Origin of the sequence: Methylobacterium sp. WL69, assembly GCF_008039485.1 — a bacterium.
GTDB lineage: Bacteria > Pseudomonadota > Alphaproteobacteria > Rhizobiales > Beijerinckiaceae > Methylobacterium.
The window spans coordinates 1-18617 of the sequence record NZ_VRUZ01000081.1 but is presented as its reverse complement, the minus strand read 5'-3'; the positions used below and the strand labels follow the sequence as shown (position 1 = coordinate 18617).

The 18617-nt window shown below is 68.6% G+C and carries 6 protein-coding genes; 1 reads left to right on the top strand and 5 read right to left on the bottom strand.

Annotated elements, in window-relative coordinates; all coding sequences use genetic code 11:
* Positions 1-29 precede the first annotated feature (29 nt).
* Complete coding sequence (locus FV218_RS17730; protein ID WP_082476534.1) at positions 30-1802, bottom strand: type I secretion system permease/ATPase; 1773 nt, start codon at positions 1800-1802, stop codon at positions 30-32.
* A gap of 452 nt (positions 1803-2254) precedes the next feature.
* Between FV218_RS17730 and FV218_RS17725 the strand changes: the two genes are divergently transcribed.
* Positions 2255-13468, top strand: a complete 11214-nt coding sequence (locus FV218_RS17725; RefSeq protein WP_147710941.1) for an Ig-like domain-containing protein — start codon at positions 2255-2257, stop codon at positions 13466-13468.
* A 681-nt stretch (positions 13469-14149) separates the two neighbouring features.
* Here the strand turns inward: FV218_RS17725 and FV218_RS17715 are convergent.
* The 4 genes from FV218_RS17715 to FV218_RS17700 form a co-directional block, all read right to left on the bottom strand.
* Positions 14150-14686, bottom strand: coding sequence for a PAS domain-containing protein (locus FV218_RS17715; RefSeq protein ID WP_244474996.1), 537 nt, complete (start codon positions 14684-14686; stop codon positions 14150-14152).
* A 685-nt stretch (positions 14687-15371) separates the two neighbouring features.
* Entirely contained in the window at positions 15372-16055 is a 684-nt protein-coding gene (locus tag FV218_RS17710; protein ID WP_147710940.1) for an NrsF family protein, read from the bottom strand.
* Positions 16048-16587, bottom strand: a complete 540-nt coding sequence (locus tag FV218_RS17705; RefSeq protein ID WP_246685164.1) for a sigma-70 family RNA polymerase sigma factor — start codon at positions 16585-16587, stop codon at positions 16048-16050. Before FV218_RS17705 ends, FV218_RS17710 begins: the two co-directional genes overlap by 8 nt.
* Positions 16588-17125: 538 nt before the next feature.
* A complete protein-coding gene (locus tag FV218_RS17700) occupies positions 17126-18337 on the bottom strand; it encodes a tyrosine-type recombinase/integrase (RefSeq protein WP_147710938.1) in 1212 nt (403 codons plus the stop codon).
* Positions 18338-18617 lie beyond the last annotated feature (280 nt).

Sequence of the window (18617 nt, the reverse complement as noted above, 5' to 3'; positions counted from 1 at the left end):
GCGAGGGACGGGGGGGTTGAGGGCGGAGGTCATGCGTGTGCCTTCAGGTTCACCTTGGGAGCCGGCTCCGTCTGGGCCGCGGGCGTTCGCCTGGGGGCCCGGACGCTGGGCACGGCCGTCGGGCGCATGATCTGCTTCATGATCTCGTCCTTGGGGCCGAACGCCCGGGCCCGACCCTCTTCCATGACCAGGAGGAGATCGACGGCCGCGAGGGCGCTCGGGCGATGGGCGACCACGACGACGATGCCCCCGCGCTGGCGGACGCTCAGCATGGCGCGGGTGAGGGCGAGTTCGCCCGGCTCGTCGAGGTTGGCATTGGGCTCGTCGAGGACGACGAGGAACGGATCGCCGTAGAGGGCGCGCGCCAGCCCGATTCGCTGGCGCTGACCGGCCGAGAGGTTCGCCCCGCCCGGACCGATCTGGGTCTCGTAGCCCTCGGGCATCCGCAGGATGAGGTCGTGGACGTCGGCCGTCCGCGCGGCGGCGATCACCGCCTCCGCGTCGGGGGAGGGGGCGAGCCGGGCGATGTTCGACGCGATGGTGCCGGCGAAGAGTTCGGCCTCCTGAGGGAGGTAGCCGATGTGGCGGCCGAGACTGTCCGCCGACCATTGGTCGAGGGTGGCGCTGTCGAGGCGCACCGATCCGCGCGCCGGGGTCCAGACCCCCACGAGGGCGCGGGCGAGGGTCGATTTTCCGGACGCGCTCGGTCCGATGATTCCGACGCCCTGGCCGGCCTTGAGGCCGAAGTTCATGTCGGAGACGACCACGCGCTGGGTTCCGGGTGGCACGAGGGACGCCTGCTCGACGGTGAGGGACACCGAGGGCGCGGGGAGTTCGAGGGCTTCGGCCTCGGGACCGAAGCGGTCGAGGATGTCGTTGAGCCGCGCCCATCCCTGCTGGGCCGCGACGAACCCCTTCCAGTGGGCGATGGCGATCTCCGCCGGAGCCAGGGCCCGGGAGACGAGGATGGACGAGGCGATGATGATGCCACCCGTGGCCTGCCCCTGGATCACCAGATACGCGCCGAGCGCCAGGACGCCGGATTGCAGGATCATGCGGAAGACCTTCGAGGCGGTCCCGAGGCTTCCGGCGATGTCCGCGACCCGGCGCTGACGATCGAGGTAGGAGCGGCTCTCCGTGGCCCAGATCCGGGCGAGGTTCCGCTGCATGCCCATGGCGTGCAGCACCTCGGCGTTGTGGCGGCCGGCATCGGAAATCTCGTTGCGGCGCGCGCCGTGCCGGGTCGCCTCCCGCTGGGGCCGGCGCGTCAGGCGATCGGTCAGGAGGGTCAGCAGGGCCAGGATCACGGCGCCCACCAGGGCCGCCAAGCCGATGAGCGGATGAAACAGGAAGCAGATCGCCAGGTAGATCGGCAGCCAGGGCAGGTCGAAGAACGCCGTCGGTCCGAGGCCGGAGAGGAAGCTCCGGATCTGATCGAGGTCCCGCAGGGGGAGGAGTCCATCCCCCCCGGAGGGTGACTTCAGCGGGTAGCGCACCACCGCATCGAAGACGCGCTGGGACACCGCCTCGTCGAGGGAGCATCCGATGCGGGCGAGAACGCGCGCCCGGATGACCTCGATCACCCCCTGGAACAGGAACAGGGCCAGGGCGAGGGCGCCGAGGCCGACGAGGGTGGGGATGGAACGGGCCGGGATCACCCGGTCATAGACCTCGAGCATGAAGAACGAGCCGGTCAGGTAGAGAACGTTGACGACGCCGCTCATGACGGCGACGCCGAAGAACGCCCGCCGGCATCGCAGCAGAGCCTGCTTCAGCTCGGACTTCCTGTGATCCGCCCGCATCGGAGCTCGCCTCTCTTCAGGGATGAATATGGCCCCAGGCGATAGTACTCGCCTCTAAGTCTGTTAAGGCACAGCTAATGGTAGAGACGTTTCGCCAAAGGGAAGCCTCACCGGATTATGCCGGTCGGGAATGCATTACACAAACCTTAACGAGCATGAATGATAGACGAATAAAAATGTTCGATTTTGCGCTCGATCTCATAAATTTACCGAATGTTTACAATAAAATTAGCTAGTAACGGGGGTCATGCTGCGGAAGCTGCAAAATAACGGCCCGATCCCGGAACACCCCTTGAGACGCGGCAGTTCTTCTATAGGTTGATTTATACAACCCAGCCGACGGAGCTCGTCGGCCCTTCGACACAGACATCAAATTCATCGGGCGGGACGCCGGCGCGCGGAGCTACCTTCGCACCGTCCGCGCGCGCTCGCCGAAAAGACGGGACACGCAGATGGCCGGCACCCTCGCTCCCCTCGTCCTCGGCCTCTCGCCGTTCAGCGACACGGGCGTTCCCCTCGACGGCCTCACCCGGCGCAACAGCGTCGACATCAGCATCGTCGGGCTGAATCTCCTCGGTGGTCCGATCACGATCTTCGACGACCGCGATGGCAACGGGCTCGTGGGGTCCGGCGAAATTCTGACGACGATTCCGGCCGGTCTCCTCGGCTCCTCGCTCGGCGCCGTGCGCGTCAACCTGGCGGAGGGGACCCACAACCTTCGTGCGACCCAGTCGAGCATTCTCGGGACGGCCACGTCCCTGCCGCTCCAGGTCCGCATCGACAACACCGGGCCGACCATCCTGGCGGTGAGCCAGCTCGACACGCCCGATCCCCTCGGCCTCCTCGACCTCCTCGGGGTGCTCCGCTACGAGGTCACCTTCTCCGAGCCGGTCCTCGGCCTCTCCGCCGACCTGTTCCAGGCCACGGGAACGCTTCCGGGCATCCACCTCGTCACCCTGCTGCCGTCGCTGACCAAGCCCAACACCTACATCGTCAGCGTCGGCCTCGGTCTCGACGGCGTCAGCCTCGACCAGCGCGCCGGCACCCTCGGTCTCGCGCTCAACCCCTCGAACCTGTCCGGCGTCACCGATCTCGCCGGCAACGGCCTGCGCGGCGCCGACTTCGCCCTGCTGGCTCCCGTCAGCATCGGCCCGGCCCGCGAGACCGCGACGGCCGACTTCAACGGCGACGGGCTCGGCGACGCGGCCTTCCTCGTCAACGACACCGTGGTGGTGACCCGCGGCACCGGCACCGGATCGCTCGGCGCCGCCCAGACCGTCGCCGTCGCGGCCGGACAGACCACCATCGCGACGGGCGACGTCACCGGTGACGGCCTCGTCGATATCGTGACCGCCGGCAACGGCCGGGTGCAGATCCTGACGCAGGGGACCGGCGGCAGCTTCACCTTGACCAACCGCACCACCCTGGGCGCGGACGGCGCCCTGATCGCGGACGTGAACGGCGACGGCTACGCCGACATCGTGGTCAAGAGCCTCTCCGGAACCTCGGCCACGGTGCTCGTGAACAACGGTACCGGCACCTTCACGACCGGGACCACCGCGTCCCTGAACGTCCGGCCCGATGCCCTCGTGTCCGGCGATTTCAATGGCGACGGCCGCATCGATCTCGCGGCCCTGGCCACTGGCGGTACGAGCCTCTCCGTCATGACGCAGGCGGCCAACGGCACATTCGTGCGCTCGACCCTCGCGGTCGGTGCCGGCGCGGGCGGCCTCGCGGCCGGCGACCTCAACGGCGATGGACGCGCCGAGATCGTCTCGGCCGGGACGGCGGGCACCCTCGAGATCCGCGGCTCCACCGCCGCCGGCGCAACCATCCAAACGACCCTGCAAGCCGGGGCCGCCGCCACCGACATCCGCATCGGCGACACCAACGGCGACGGCAAGCAGGACATTCTCTACGCCGGCACGGACGGCAACGTGCGGGTCGTCTACGGCGACGGCGCCGGCAACTTCTCCGCCCCCGTCATCCTCGAGACCCAGGCCGGCCTCGGCGCCCTCGCGCTGCTCGACATCAACGGCGACGGGCGCCAGGACCTCGCCCTCGCGAGCGGCACCACCGGCACCCTTCAGGTCGGCACCGGCATTCCCCTCGCCGGGGTGCTCGGCACGGCCTATGATCTCGTCGCCCCGGCGCCCGTCCAGACGGTCACGGCCGTGCGGGTGGCGGGCGACAACATCGTCAACATCGCCGAGGCTGCCGCCGGGACCGTTCCCGTCACCGGCACCCTCTCCGGGCCCCTCGGCACCGGCGAGTCCCTCGCCGTCCGGATCGGCGGGATCGTCACGCCGCTCGCCGCCGCCGTCGTCGTCACCACCAACGGCGTCACCACCTACGCGGGCACGATTCCCACCCTCCAGGCCTCGGGCGATGTCGCGGTCCTCGTCCAGCGCACGGACGGCGCCGCCTCCGTCGCTCTGACCCAGGCGGTCACCGTCGACCTCGCGGCGCCCACCCTGGTCAGCGTCACCTCACCGGACGGCGCGGTCACCAAGGATACGGTGATCGACTTCACCCTGACCTTCTCGGAGCCCGTCAGCGGGCTGACGGCCGCCAATCTCGGCCTCACCGGCACGGCGGCCGCCGGCCTCGTCCCCTCCGTCGCCACCACGGATGGCGGGCGCACCTACCTGGTCACGGTGCCGGCCGCGACGGCCGAAGGCACCCTCGGCCTCACCTTCAATCCCGCCGGTGTCCGGGACGCCGCCGGAAACCTCGTGCCCGGCGCCGGAATCCCGGCGCCCGTCGGCCCCGTCCTGACCCTGGATCGCACCGCCCCCTTCCTCACCCTCCAGCCGATCGCCGGCGACGGCATCGTCTCCCAGGCGGAGATCGCCGGCGGCGTGGTGCTCGCCGGCACGGCGACCGGCCTCGAGGTCGGCGCCAGCGTGATGGTGACGGTGACCAATGCGGCCGGCACGCCGGTCCTGACCACGACGGCGACGGTCGCCGGCGGCAACTTCTCCCTGCCCCTGACCGGGAACATCGGGACCCTTCTCACCGACGGGTCCTACGTCGTCTCCGTCGCCGCCATGGACGCCGCCGGCAACGTCGCCGCACCGGCTGTGACCAACCTCACCGTGGATCTCACGGCCGATGCCGGGGCACCCGTCGCCATCGCCCTCGGCAACGGTCGGCCCATCGGCCTCGCGGGCGTCGCGGCCGTTCCCCTGGCGGTGACCGGCCTCGACGCCGGTGCCACGGCCATCGTCACCTTCACGGATGCGGGCAACCACGTCGTCACCAAGACCATCGCGGTCAACGGCAACGCGTCCGTCGATCTCAGCACCCTGAACGGCGCGGTGACCTCGTCGATCCAGATCACCGACACCGTCGGCAACACCGCGACCCTGCCGGGTCCGGCCGCCCTCATCGACACCGTCGCGCCCCTCGGCAACGGCCTGCTCGCCTCGGGGCAGGCGCCCGGAACGGTGCGGTTCGACGTCACCTTCCCGGAGGCCGTGACCGGCCTCGACGCCGGCGATTTCCAGGTGGTCGGAACCGGCACGGTCCTCGGCAACGTCACGCAGGTGGTGGCGAACCAGGGCGGCTACACCGTGGTCGTCGGCAACCTCTCGGGGGCCGGCACCCTCGGCTTGGCCCTGTCGGCGACGTCCGACATCACCGACGCCGCCGGCAATGTCGCGACCCTCGGTCCCATCACGCCCGTTTCCCTCGATCTCGTCCCGCCGCCGAGGCCCATCATCACCGGGCTCGTCAGCGATGGCGGCGTTCCGGGCGGTTTCCTCACGGCCGACACCACGCCCACCCTCGTCGGCACGGCGGAAGCGAACAGCAGCATCGCGGTGACCTATCAAGGTCCCGCCGGGACGGCGCCCGGCACCCTCACGGTCGCGGCCGACGTGTCCGGCGCCTGGACCGCGACGGTCCCGGGAGCCCTGGCGGACGGGTCCTACGCCTTCACGGCGACGGCCGCGGATGCCTCGGGCAATGTCAGCCTGCCGGCGTCCACCAAAATCGTCACCGTCGAGACGGCGACGGGCATCCCGTTCACCCTCGCGGTCGATTTCGGCGACGGACTCGTCAACGGAGCGGAGGCAGCGGCCGTCACCTACACCCTCGGGGGATTGCCGGCTGGCGCGAGCCTGTCGGTGGTGTTCACGGATGCCGACGGCACGACGGTCCCGGCGACACTCTCCGGTCAGGGCGGAACCCTCAACCTGTCGGGTCTCGACGGTCCGGTTACCTCCGCCCTGACCTACGTTTCGCCCGTCGGGCAGACGGTGCCCCTCGGCGGTCCGGGCGCGACCTTCGACACCGTTGCGCCCCTCGCACCGACCATCCTGGGCTTTGCCAGCGCCGGCAACCTCCCGGTCTCGGTCACGAACGACACGACCCCGATCCTCATCGGCACCGGCGAAGCCGGCTCCACCGTGACCGTGCAGGTGGGCGGCCAGTCCCTGTCGGCCGTGGTCGATACCGGCGGCACCTGGCGCATTCCGGTGACCACGCCCCTCACCGACGGAACCGTGACCCTCACCGCCTCGGCCCAGGACGCCGCCGGAAACAGCAGCACCGTCCGGCCGGGGGTGCCGGTGACCATCGACCTTCAGGTCGATGCCGATGACGCCATCGTCGTCGGCCTCGCCCTGCCGCCGGACCGTCTCCTCAGCGCCGTCGAGGCGGCCGCCCTCACGGGCACGGTCTCGGGCATCGATACCGACGCCACCGCGACCCTCACCTTCACGGGATCGGGCGGGACCGTGACCGTCCCCCTCGTCAACGGTCAGCTCGCGCCCGCCAATCTCTCCGGCCTCAGCGGAGCGGTGACGGCGAGCGTCTCCGTGGTCGACTTCGCCGGCAACCGCGCGACCCTGCCCGTCGGTGTCTTCACCGTCGACGCCACGGCACCGGCCGCGACCATCGTGGCCGCTCCGGCTGCCGCCGCGGCCACCAGCACCACCTACACGGTCACCTTCCCGGAGGCGGTGGCGAACCTGACCATCGATGATTTCGCCTTGACGCGCACGGGCACGGCGGCCGGCACCCTCTCGACCGTCACCGAGGCCGGCGGCGTCTACACGGTGACCGTCACGGGCATCACCGGGACGGGCTCCCTCGCCCTCGGCCTCGCGGCCGGATCGAACATCGCCGATCTCGCCGGCAATCCCGCCATCGTGGCCCAGGCCGGCCTGCACCTCGTCAACATCCCCGTCGTGGTCCCGCCGGAGAGCCTCCCGGTCATCACGGGCATCACCGAGGATACCGGCGTCGCCGGCGACTTCGTCACCCACGATACCAGCCCGGTGGTGAGCGGCACCGCCCTGGCCGGCGCCACGGTCACGCTGACCTACACCGGCCCGACGGGCATTCCGGTGAGCCAGACCACCATGGTGGACGGCACCGGACAATGGTCGGTGACGCTGCCCGTCCTCGGGGACGGGCCCTACACCCTGTCGGCGACGCTGACCGACGGCGCCAACACCGTGCTCGGCGTCTCCCCCAGTCGCGCCCTGGTGATCGACACCACCGCCGACGCGGGCGTGCGCATCGTCCTCACGGTCTCCGGAACGGCCGACAACCTGGTCAATGCCGCGGAGGCGAGGGCGGTGTCCTACACCGTGGCCGGACTCGACGCCGGCAGCACGGCAACCGCCCACTTCGTCGCCGGGGGTCTCGTCAAGGATGTGCCCGTCGCGGCAGACGGCAGCTTCACGGTGGATCTGACGGGCTTCAACGGCGTCGTTGCGACCAGCCTGATCGTCAGCGATCTCGCCGGCAACGCCGCGACCATCCCGGGCAATTCCATCCGGGTCGCGACCGCCGTTACCGCCCAGCCCAGCGTCGGCGCCGTCGTGAACGACTCCGGCGTGGACGGCGACGGGATCACCAACGACACCAGCCCGATTCTGTCCGGCAGGGCGGAGGCCGGGTCCGCGGTCGTCGTCACCGTGAACGGCCCGGCCGGTCCGCAGACGGTCCAGGCCACGGCCGATCTCCTCGGGGCCTGGACCGTATCCGTTCCGACCCTCGCCGAGGGCGCCTATACGGTCACCGCCTCCGCCACCGGTTCCAGCGGCTTGCCGAGCCCGGCCTCCAGCCCGTTCGCGCTCACCATCGATACGAGCGCGGACACGGCCCCGCTCGTCGCCGTGCAGCTCGCCTCCGCCGATACCCGCCTGGGGGCGGGCGAGGCCGGCGCCGTCGGCTTCACCCTCACGGGGCTCGATACCGGCTCCTCGGGGACCATCGCCTTCACCGACGGCCAGGCCATCGTGTCCGTCCCCGTCGGCATCAACGGGACCTACACGGCGAACCTCTCAGGCCTGTCCGGGTCCATCACCGCCGAGGCGATCCTCACCGACGTCGCCGGCAACACCGTCACGGCGGACCTCTCCCTGCCGGCCGGTCTCACGGTCGATACCCTCGCGCCCCGCGGCTCGGCGGTGGCCGATGTCGCCGGCGGAACCACCGTCGCGAGCTTCACCTACGCGGTCACCTTCCCCGAGGCGGTCGCCAACGTCACGGCGGACGACTTCGTCCTGACGGGCACGAACGGGGTCACCGGCGAGGTCACATCAGTGACGGGATCGGGCGGCAGCTACGTCGTCACCGTCGCGGGCATCCGGGGCAGCGGCAGCCTCAGCCTCGGGCTCGCGCCGGGCTCCGACATCGCCGACCTCGCCGGCAACCTCGCGACCCTGGTGCCGGCCGCCCGCGCCGTCACCGGCGTCGCCCCGGTCCTGCCCGTGATCACCGCCTACTCCGTCGATAGCGGCGTGCCGGGCGACGGCATCACCTCGGACCCGACGCCGACCCTGTCGGGAATCGGGCTCGCCGGCGCCACCGTCACGGTGGCGTACGCGACCACCGCAGGGTCACAGACCGCCACCACCACCGTCGCCGGCGACGGCACCTGGAGCGTCGAGATCCCGACCCTGACCGACGGCGCCTACAGCTTCACCGCCAGCCTGACCGCCAACGGCAACCCGATCGGCACGTCCCAGCCCCTCGCGCTCACCATCGACACCACGGCCGATGGCGGCACGGCCGCGACCCTCACGGTCGCCGCCACGGCGGACGGGATCATCCGAGCGTCCGAGGCGGTGGCGGTGACCTTCACCGTCGCGGGCCTCGATGCCGGAACCTCGGGCATCGTCACCTTCACCGATGGCGCCGGCGCCCTCGACGTTCCGGTGACGGCGGACGGCGCCTACGTGGTCGATCTCTCGGCCTTAAACGGCACGGTCACCTCGACCCTCGCCCTGTCGGACGCCGCCGGCAACACGGCCGCCATCGTCGGCAACCCCGTCCCGGTCTTCACCGCCCGGCCAGGCGCTCCGACGATCGGCGGGATCAGCGACGATACCGGGATACGGGGCGACGGGATCACCAGCGATCAGACCCCGACCGTCACCGGGACGGCCGAACTCGGCAGCCTCGTGCACGTGACCTACACCGGCGCGACCGGTCCACAGGTCCTCGACGTGCCGGTGGGCCTCGATGGCCGGTGGACGGCGCAGTTGCCCACCTTGGCTGACGGTACCTACACCCTCACGGCCACGGCGACGGGCCCGGGCGGGATCGAGAGCCTCGCTTCCGCGCCCCGGACCGTGACCATCGACACGGTGCTGGACGCGGCCCCCGCCGCAACGCTCACGGCGGCCGCCGATACGGGCCCCTTCGATGCGACCGAGGCCCGGGGCGTCGGCCTCACCGTGGCCGGTCTCGATCCCGGCACCACCGGTACGGCCCTTTTCTTTGACGGTTTCACGACGGTCAGCGTGCCGGTCACCGGCAACGGCCCGATCCTGGCCGATCTCTCGAGCCTCAACGGTACGGTCACGGCGACCCTCACCCTGAACGACGCGGCCGGCAACTTCGGCACGGTGCAGACGGGACTCGCCCTCGTGGTCGATACCGTGGCGCCCCTGGGCTCGGCGGTGGCCGATGTCGCCGGCGGCACCACCGTCGCGAGCTTCACCTACGCGGTCACCTTCCCCGAAGCGGTCGCCAACGTCACCGCGAACGACTTCGTTCTGACGAGCACGAACGGGGCGACCGGCCAGATCACCTCTGTGACGGGTTCGGGCGGCAGCTACGTCGTCACCGTCGCGGGCGTCCAGGGCAGCGGCATTCTCAGCCTCGGCTTGGCACCGGGCTCCGACATCGCCGACCTCGCCGGCAACCTCGCGACCCTGACACCGGCCACCCGCGACGTCGTCGGTGTGGCCCCGGTCCTGCCCGTCATCACCGCCTACTCGGTCGATAGCGGCGTACCGGGCGACGGCATCACCTCGGACCCGACGCCGACCCTGTCGGGGATCGGGCTCGCCGGCGCCACCATCACGGTGGCGTACGCGACCGCCGCGGGGGCCCAGAGCGCCACCGCCACCGTCGCCGGCGACGGCACCTGGAGCGTCGAGATCCCGACGCTGTCCGACGGCGCCTACAGCTTCACCGCCAGCCTTACGGCGAACGGCAACCTGGTCACGTCCCAGCCCCTCGCGCTCACCATCGACACTACGGCCGATGGCGGCACGGCCGCGACCCTCACCGTCGATCCCACCGGCGACCAGAGGATCAACGCCACGGAGGCCGGCACCGTGGCCTACACCGTCGCGGGCCTCGACCCGGGTGCCGTCGGCCGGGTGACGTTCACGGATGCGTCCCACGGCATGACGGTCATGGACGTCGGCAACGGCACCTACAGCGCCGACCTGTCGGGCTTTTCCGGACCGGTGACCTCGGTCCTCACCATTCAGGACGCGGCCGGCAACACCGCCACCCGCGCCGGCACCCTCGTGACCGTCGATACCGTCGCCCCCACGGGCACCGCGACACCGTCCCCGCAGGGCGGCAGCGGCGCCACCACCTTCACCTACGCGGTGGCCTTCTCGGAGACGGTCGTCAACGTGACGGCGGACGATTTCGTCCTGACCGGCACCGGCGGCGCATCGGGACGGGTCGACTCCGTCACCGCCGCCGGCACCGGCTACCTGGTGACGGTGACCGATGTCGCCGGAACCGGAAGCCTGGCCCTCGGCCTCGCCGCCACCGCCGACATCGCCGATGCCTTCGGCAACCGCGCGACCCTGTCGGCGACGCCGCGGGCGGTGGATGTCGGCGGAGCCCCGCAGCCAGCTCCCACGCTCATCACCGGATTCGGTGACGACACCGGTGTCCAGGGCGACAGGATCACGTCCGACCGCACCCCGGAACTCTCGGGAACGGCCGCCGCCGGTGGAACCGTCACGGTCGCCTATGCGGAGGCCGGCATACTCAAATCGGTCAGCGCTCCGGTCGATGCCACCGGCGCCTGGACCGTCGAAATCCCCGCCCTGCCGGACGGCAGCTACAGCTTCACCGCCTCGGCCGTGACGGCCGGGGGGGCACCCTCCGGGACATCCGGCCCCCTGGCCCTCACCGTGGACACTGTGGCGGATGCCGTCCCCCTCGTCTCCCTCACCGTCGGCGGACAGGCCGGCGGGACCCTGACCCCGGCCCAGGCGGCGGCCGTGACCTTCGTGGTCGCGGGCCTCGACGCCGGTTCCGCCGCCGCCGTGACCTTCAGCGACGGGACCCGCACGGTCCGGGTCGAAGCCGGAGCGGACGGCGCCTATCAGGCCGATCTGTCGGGCCTGACCGGACCCGTGACCTCCGCCTTCGTCGTGTCCGACGCCGCGGGCAACAGTGCCGGCGGAACCGGGAACGGCGTCGTCATCGGCCAGACCGGCACCTCCCCCGGAGACCCGCTGCCCACCGGCGGACCCGCGCCGGGCCAGGACGCGCCGCCCCTCGCCGCGCCTGACGGCGCGCCCGTCGTCACCGGCCTCCAGCCCGACACCGGTATTCCGGGCGACGGCGTCACCAGCGATCCGTCACCGACCCTCACCGGGACGGGCACGCCCGGCGGCAGCGTGACCGTGACCTACGGCGACGCGTCCGGCTCCCAGAGCGTCACGGCGCCCGTCGGCTCCGATGGCGCCTGGGCGGTCAAACTGCCGACGCTGCCCGACGGTGCCTACGACGTGGTGGCGACGGGTCGCGACGCAGCCGGCACCGCGACGCCGGCCGGCCAGCCGTTCCGGGTCGTCGTCGATACCCTGGCCGATGGCGGCACGCCCGTGGCCCTCGCCGTCGAGCCGACCGGCGACGGCGTGATCAACGCCGCCGAGGCCGTCGACACGGCCTATCGCGTGACCGGCGTCGACGCCGGGTCCAGGGCGACGGTGACGTTCACCGACGGCACCCACACGGTCACCACGCAGGTGGCGGGCGACGGTCGCTACACCGTCGACCTGACCGGCCTGAACGGCCCGGTGACGAGCACGATCCTCGCCACCGACGCCGCCGGCAATGGAGCCCAGGCCGCGGGCAACACCGTGACCCTCGACACCGCCGGCCCCGCCACCGGCGCCAACCTCGCACCGAACGCCGTGCACGACGCCATCGCGACGGCGACGCAAGCGGCGGCGGTAACCGGCAACGTGCTCGCCAACGACAGCGATCCCAACGCGGGCGACGTCCTGCACGTGACGGCGGTTCGCTTTTCCGGCGGGATCACCGTGGACGTTCCCAGGGAGGGGACCGTCACGGTCCTCGGGGATCACGGGACGCTCCACCTCGCCGCCGATGGCCGCTACAGCTACCAGGCCATCGGGTCGAGCAACCTCTCGACCGACGCCCACGTCGCCGAGCTCTTCACCTACACGGTCTCGGACGGGAAGGGCCTTTCGGCTCAGGCGGGGCTCGCCGTGTCCCTCGACGGGGCGGCACCGGCGGCGGAGGCCTCCTTCGGCTTCGCCTTCACCGAGGCCCGGGTGGAGCGCCTCGGGGAGACCCTCGTGCTGACGGGTCCGGACGGGGTCCCGCACGATATCGGCGGGATCGGCAGCCTTCACTTCGCCGACGGGTCGATCCAGCAGGACGACGGCCACGCCCTCGTCGACGACGTCTGGTACCTCGCGCACAACCTCGACGTCTGGAAGGCGGGTGTCGATGCCGACACCCACTACGAGACCTACGGCTGGCACGAAGGCCGTGATCCGAACGCCTACTTCTCGACGCAGACCTACCTCGGGGCGAACCCGGACGTCGCGGCGGCGGGGGTCAACCCCCTGGAGCACTACGCCCAGTACGGCGAGCACGAGGGCCGCAGCCCGAGCCCGGACTTCTCGGGGGAGGCCTATCTGGCCCAGTACTCCGACGTTGCGGCCTCCGGCGAGAATGCCCTGGAGCACTACCTGCACTACGGCCTCGGCGAAGGCCGCAACGTTCAGGACGGAAAGGGAAGCGCGGGCCATATCGGCGCCTTCGACCCGGCCTTCTATCTCGCGCAGAATCCCGACGTGGCCGCGGTGGCGGCCGAGGCGGGGCCCTTCACGCTCTCGGCGCCGGACTACGCGTTCCACCACTACGTCACCTACGGTGCCGACGAAGGGCGCGCGCCCAACGCCCTGTTCGACCCGGACTTCTACCTGTCCGCGAACCCGGACGTGGCCGCGAGCGGACTCAACCCGCTCCTCCACTACGAGGAGTATGGTTGGCGCGAGGGCCGGGACCCGGGCCCGGGCTTCGACACCAATGCCTACCTCGAGCACAACCCGGACGTCGCCGCCGCCGACATCGATCCCCTCCAGCACTTCCTGGACTTCGGCATGAAGGAAGGCCGTCTCCCGGTCTGACCCCGACCCCGGCTCCGAAGCCCCGGCGGCGAACCGCCGGGGCTTCGGAGCCGAATTTTCGCAAACGCCAGTTGTTCTCGAACGCGAAGCGTTCGCACCAACACCATACCGCCAGAAACACGTTTTCCTGTTACGAAATTCGCGCTTCGCCAACGGGATCGAACCGCCCAATGGCACATGAATATTTCAACACCATATCGGCCTCGAAAAATTCTAACAATAGAAGCAACAAACACGGTTACAACTTTATCTTTAACCAATTAAATACGTCTTATGGCACAAAACAACACGAGACGACTTATTGAATAGGCGCTTGAATCGGTTTTGGCGCCGCGAAGTCAGGGCACCCCATCCGGAGTTCGACAATGCCGTACTCGATTTTCGTCAGGGCAATCGATTCGTCCCGCCGCTCCGCCCCGGAGATCCTCGCCTGCGAGATCGAGAACGAGGGCGAAGCCTCCAGGATCGTGCATGGTCTGGCGAGTTCCTACGGGGAGTTCGGCCTCGACACCCGGAGAAGCGTGTACTGGTTCCGAAGCCCCCGTGGCCTGCACGAAATCTGGTCCGCGGCATCGGATTGACGGACGCGGCCGGGACGGTCCCGGTGAGGGACGCGTTGCCGAAGACGTGGTTTCGTCCCCGCGGCCGTCCGATCGGACGAGCCTCGTTTGGGACCGAGACCTACGGACTGTGCTGGCGGGCCAGGATCCGCCCGATCCGGAACAGGAGCATCTCCACCAGGACGGCCAGATAGGTGTCGCCACTCCGCCGGATCGCCGCATGGGCCCGCATGCAATGGTCGGCGGCGAGATGGAGCGGGTCGGCCTCCGTCGATGCCGCGAAGGGTGGAACGAAGGCCGATTCCCGCCGCGTCTCCGTCGTGTCGATATACGCCCCGTAGCCCCGCATCGCGCCCCTGGTGTCGGGGGTCAGGTAACCGCGATTGAGAATCCAGCGGATCTCGCCCGTCGCCGCCAGGACGCGAAACTCGATGGCGATCGGCCCGCCCGTCTGACGAACGCGGCGCACCGCCGCGAACACCCACTCCCGGTCGTCGGGGTGGATACGCCCGAACGCGACGTCGAGGGGGATCGGCTTGCCGGCGAGGGCCCGGTTCCCGGCCAGGAGCGTAGCGGCGCCTTCGTCCAGCAGGGACAGCCCCGCCGGAACGTCCGTGTCCCAGGTGCCGACAATCCCTGCCGCGTGCAAGGCGGACATATTTGTCGAATTGGATAACATTCTCTTACCCAGGATCAGATGATTTTACAACAGATCGATGGAACCCAAGACCGTCGAATTTTCGTACATTTACTTTCTTCAGACTATGTATTCGCTCTATATCAAGTATACTTCATATCAGATCGATCTTATTTTTGGGACAGGCACGGTTCTGATCTTCGCATGCCGACGTCGCCTGGACGACGCGCGCCACCGGCCGAAGCATCGCATGTCCAGTGGACGGCCTCCCCACGCAACATCCCGTCATGCCCTCGCAACTGTAAAAATTGGTCATCATCGGCGAACGCATCGTCAACGTAAGAAATGGCATTCCGTTTCCGTACGATAGCGCGCGCGGGTTTGACAAACTGCGTATTTGGGAAGGTATTTTTGTATAAACAACCGATTCCGCTCGTGAGGATGTCGGTGCTCCCGTGCCGACGAAGGGCAGGATCCGGTGCTCCATTGGTCACCGGACCCGCGAAAACCCGCTTCGAGATCTTCGATGTGCGGGAGGCCGGCACGTGATTGACCAGGCGTCCTCGCCCGGGCGTATGGGACCGGCGAGGTCCGGGGGGTCGCCTCGGGATGGCGGAGTTCGATGGCGCGCCAGGTGCCGCGCCGGCCCGCCGAGATGCTCCCGGGTTCTCGTGACGGAACCGACGATCGCTCCCACCAGCCCCGCTCAGGGCCGCAGGGCTTCCGAACGGTCGGTTCTTTCGAGAAGACGACCGCCCAGGAGGCCGTTGAGGCCGACCACCAGCAGGACGGCCACGAGGTGGACCAGCAGATCCGTCGCGGTGGCATCGTGGGGATGGAACGGCACCAGCAGCGCCCCTGCCGCCGCCGCCGCCGCGAGCCCCCCGAGGGCGGCCGTCAGGTTGGGGCGGAGCGGACAGGCCCGGCGCAGCATCAGCACCAGCAGGACGGAGAGCGGCAGCGACACGCTCATAAGGAAGACGAAGCAGCCGCGCATCTCCTCCGGTGCCGCGAGGCTGGACCCCGGCGCAATCCACCCGCGCAGGCAGCCGAGGCCGCCGACGCCGAGCCAGAGGACAAGGGGCGGCAGCGGCAGGAGGGCCCAGGCCGGGCTGCGTCCCGGCACGCTGCTCTGGAAGGCAGCGAACGCGGCCGCGACGGCCGTCAGGACCGCGCCCAGGGCCGCGTAGCGCAGGTCCGGCACGCCGAGGCGTCCCAGCAATCCGGCGCCGTCGGACAGGGGCAGGAGGAGGGCGCCGAGGGCCAGCACCGCACCGGACCACGCCAGGGTGCGGCGTCCGGGCCCCGGCAGCCGGCGGACGGGCGTGAGCGACCGGGCCAGATCGTCGACGAGGTCCGCGACGCGATGGTGGTTCACCGGATCAGACATCCGTGCCCTCCCGGGCGGATGAGAGGGACGCCCGCAGGGCCTTGAGGGCCCGGTGGAAATTGACCTTCAGCGCCCCCCTGGTCCGCCCGGTGGCGGCGGAGGCTTCCTCCAGCGACAGCTCGCGCAGGGCGATCTGCTCGATGGCCTGCCGCTGCCCCTCCGGGAGATGCGCGACGGCCGCCGCGAGGGTTTGGCGACGCTGATGGAGCGCGAGGTCGTGCCCCGGCAGGGGGCCTTCGTCGGCCTGCGCCGCGTAGGCGAGCGGGTCGTAGACCTCCCGTGGATGACGGCTGGCCCGGCGCAGGGCGTCGATGGCGCGCCGCTGCGCGATGGCGCGCAGCCACGGCAGGAAGGGCCGCTCCGGATCGTAGGTGGCCCGCGCCCGGTGGACGGTGAGCAGGGTGTCCTGAACCACGTCGTCCACGGCCGCCCCGCGCACCCCCCTGGCCCGCGCCATGGCGGCGATGACGGTCACGCAATCGCGCAGGAGCGCGCGATAGGCCGCGGCATCGCCGGCCTGGGCCGTCCGCATCGCCGCGGCCAGGGCGGCCTCAAGCGAAGCCCCTTTCGTGGGCGGCCATTTCAAGGGTGGTGCCACGAAAGAGTTCGCCGGGAGCCGGCAGAGGTTACGTGTCCGGAGCGGCTCTTCGTTGCCATCGGGCATCGCAGGACTTCGAAATCCATGGCCCCGACCCGCCGGCCCCGCACCTCCGATGTCCCACGCCATCGAGAGCTGTCCGTCCGGCACGGCCACGGCACGCGCGGCGGAGGCGGAACGCGCGTTCCGATCGCGGAAAGTGCCGGCCCGTCCCGGCGGGCGCGCAGGGTCACGCCGTTCCGGATGACGCGCGCACGGATCATCGAAAGGACAGGATCGTCGGAGGTCTTCCAGCGCCCGGCTCGACGGCAGGCCGCGATGTCGTGCCTTGGCGGAGAAAAAATCTGGCGCACCCGACACGATTCGAACGTGTGACCTTTGCCTTCGGAGGGCAACACGCGACGCTATATGCGCATGATTTAATTCATCATTTTTCGCTCCTCTTTGAGAACTGGACGAAAAACTGGACGTTTTAGGTCGCCTCTTCGTTAGATATGCGGGTTTGGAGGAGGGCAGTCATTGCCGCACGCTTGGTATTCACAGAAGCGTTGGCTTGGTTCAAGATTGCAAGCATCTCATTGTCATGGATGTGCGCGTAGTGCCGAGCAGTTACCGCAATATCGGAGTGACCGAGTCGCTGAGACACAGCCTTGAGATTACCCGTTGCTCGCAATAGTCGCCCACCCGCCGACCGTCGAAGATCGTGAATTGTAGTAGTGAGACCGATGCGTTTTGAATGACGGCGATACCAAGAAGTGAACCCCGCAGTTGTCATGGGATAACGTTCGCCGCGAACCTCAACACACTTTGTTTTTGGGTTAGTGCGCGATCTTTCAGCGATGTAAGTCCAGACAAAAATGGTGTGATGACCGCGTTCTTTCATCAGAATATCAAGCATCTCATCGTCTATCTGGACTACATGAGTTTTACTGCCCTTCTGCAAAACTTGTATCTCGCGGTTGCCAAGATCCACCTGAGACCAAGTCAAATTCGTAAAATTGTCGCGTCTTAGACCCGACAGTAAGGCAAACCGGAACGCCGCGCCGTACCCCTCTCGAAAAGACGGATGCGAAACAAATGCTGCTTCTTCTTCTAATCTCATTTCTTTTTTGCGTGGACCAGCCTCTCTCAAGTTGATCCGCTTATCGTTCCAGTCAATGGGTCGAACCGGTGACCATTCCTTATCTCTCGTTGCAAGATAGACACGCCGAAAAAGCTTCCAGGTATACCTGTTTATGTACGACGAAGAAAGTCGCTGTGGTTTTCCCTCAGCATCTTCGAGTATACGATGCGATGAGTTGCGCCGTGGCTCCTTTTTACGTTCTCCAACCATTACCGCAATTTGATCCGTACCGACTTTGTCCATTCGAGTGTCGGGGCCGAGAGACTTCACTATGAATTCGAAGGCCTTCTCTTCCGAGGACAGCGTTGAACGACTTATGTCGTTCCTCGCGCGCTGAATGGCGATATAGTCAGATACAGCTTGAAGCACGCTCAATCCATCCGCCTGCTGCGAATGCAGAGGTTTGAGCGTTAGTGCAGCTTTAGTTTGAGCCTTATGATCACGTTCGAAACGCTCAGCCGACCTTTTATCAGAACAGCCTGTCGAACCACGATACGGTACGTTCGAGATCTGATACTTGTATGCGTAGATGCGGCTTCCGGGCTGAAGATACACGCTCATGGATCTCTCAATCCGAATGCTTGGCACGGAACTGGGATGCGAATGATCCGTCGCTTTGCCCTACCGAGCAAGACTTAGTCTTCCGTGCTCTCATTGGCGGTTCAACTGGCGCGACTTTACGAGTTCGACTTACCGCGAAATCGTCAAGTTGCACGTCAGTGAACCGCAGTTCGCGGCGTTTCGCGCCTTTACTAGCAATATCTATGAACTCGATCTCGCCTTCGTCAACCAGCGTGACGATGTGATCCTCGGAACAAGAGAGTTTGGTTGCGGCATACGA

Excerpts from the sequence above, each read along its gene's own strand:
- FV218_RS17705 (WP_246685164.1), bottom strand. The coding sequence starts at position 16,587 with ATGCGGACGGCCCAGGCCGGCGATGCCGCGGCCTATCGCGCGCTCCTG.
- FV218_RS17700 (WP_147710938.1), bottom strand. The coding sequence starts at position 18,337 with ATGAGCGTGTATCTTCAGCCCGGAAGCCGCATCTACGCATACAAGTAT.
- FV218_RS17730 (WP_082476534.1), bottom strand. The coding sequence starts at position 1,802 with ATGCGGGCGGATCACAGGAAGTCCGAGCTGAAGCAGGCTCTGCTGCGA.
- FV218_RS17715 (WP_244474996.1), bottom strand. The coding sequence starts at position 14,686 with ATGTCCGCCTTGCACGCGGCAGGGATTGTCGGCACCTGGGACACGGAC.
- FV218_RS17725 (WP_147710941.1), top strand. The coding sequence starts at position 2,255 with ATGGCCGGCACCCTCGCTCCCCTCGTCCTCGGCCTCTCGCCGTTCAGC.
- FV218_RS17710 (WP_147710940.1), bottom strand. The coding sequence starts at position 16,055 with ATGTCTGATCCGGTGAACCACCATCGCGTCGCGGACCTCGTCGACGAT.